Genomic DNA, 1,391 nt, shown 5'->3' on the forward strand with positions numbered 1-1,391 from the left:
TTGGTAGCCGCATCAAAATCATACTCGGCAAGGCGGTTGCCCTCGCTGTCATGCACGGAGGGTATCGTTTGCCCCATCGCATTATATTCTTACTCCGTTTGTAAAATGCCGTTGGTCGATAAACTTCCGATAGAGCCAATACTACGGCTCATATCTCAGATGTTTTTTTTGAGAGCATTTTCTGCCCTTTCATAACCTTGCGCTGCTGATGCGAGCATGAGACGTTTTGCCAATTCATCATTTCTTCCATCGAGCTTCAATTGATAGGCTAAGTAGTATTGCGCTCGCTTTTCGCCAAACAAAGCCCCAATTAAAAGATATCGTCTACCTAACTCTTCTTCTTCTTTATCTATTCCATTAAATATATAATGGAGGGCTAGCTCCGCTAGAGCCCAAGGATTATGTTTTTCAGCCAGATCTTTCAAGGCTGCAACATATAAACTGGTAGAATCGACATCTTCGTCGCCGCTCGATACGTTACATGCTTTGAGGTAACACGCAAATTCATCTCCCATCTCTACACAACTAGTTAGGAGCTCTTCATAAAGCTCATCGTTGTCACCTGTTTCATCTAACGACTTTAATAGATCATGATTTTCACAACAGCAATCTGATATCATTGATATTAGCCTCCTCTTCGCCACACCTCACCTTTTGGTCCTTTACAAGTACAAGAAATATGATGAACAACTTTCGCCCCTAGATTCTCCTTCGCTAATTTCTCCGCAGCCTGGCGTGCCATTCCACGGTTTTTATTTGCCGCTGAACCAAAACTGAATGGTTTTTGATCAGGAGGGCAGTCTTCATAGCGTTCGGCAAAGTCAGCTCTGCATTTACAATGCCACATATTGGGAATTTTTTTCGGTTCTTCAATTTTTCGGTCCCCTTTTCGTCGAGGATACTTCTTTTTTTGTGCGGGCGTTCTCTTTAATAGGTTGCCGATCTTTTTTACAGCAAAGCGAATGCCCCAACCTACGGGGTTCTCACCGTTTGGATCGACAAATCGCCCTGGGTTCTGCAGCGCGTATCCGTAAACGCTCACTCCTGCGACCAGTCCGAGCGGGTCTGCCTGGATGTACCGCCCCGTCGTTGGATCATATTCGCGCATCCAGTTTTGGTGCAGGCCGCTCTCGGACTGGAACCACTGGCCGGGGAAGCGTAAGTCTGAGGTGGCACCGGTTGAGACGTGCACGCCGCCGAAGGGGAGATAGCTGGCCTCCCAGACCTTCACGCCGGAGGTATCGGTGGCAAAGATCGGGCGACCGATGTGATCAGTGCGGATGAGGTAGACTGCGTCCGTCGCCCCGTCCACCATCGCGACGGGCACGCCATCCAGCCAGACGTATTCACGCAGCAGGGTTGTGGTGTTGGTAGCCGCGTCATAGTCATAT

The 1,391-nt window shown here is 48.6% G+C and carries 2 protein-coding genes; both read right to left on the reverse strand.

Annotated features, from left to right (window positions below; all coding sequences use genetic code 11):
* Nucleotides 1–155: 155 nt before the first annotated feature.
* Nucleotides 156–620, reverse strand: coding sequence for an SEL1-like repeat protein (locus tag ABMC88_RS18460; protein ID WP_349578360.1), 465 nt, complete (start codon nucleotides 618–620; stop codon nucleotides 156–158).
* Between the two features lie 5 nt (nucleotides 621–625).
* A partial coding sequence (locus ABMC88_RS18465; protein ID WP_349578361.1) for an RHS repeat domain-containing protein occupies nucleotides 626–1,391 on the reverse strand: 766 nt, incomplete at its 5' end.

Origin of the sequence: Sulfitobacter aquimarinus (assembly GCF_040149565.1) — a bacterium.
Taxonomy (GTDB): Bacteria; Pseudomonadota; Alphaproteobacteria; order Rhodobacterales; family Rhodobacteraceae; genus Sulfitobacter; species Sulfitobacter aquimarinus.

Excerpts from the sequence above, each read along its gene's own strand:
- ABMC88_RS18460 (WP_349578360.1), bottom strand. The coding sequence starts at position 620 with ATGATATCAGATTGCTGTTGTGAAAATCATGATCTATTAAAGTCGTTA.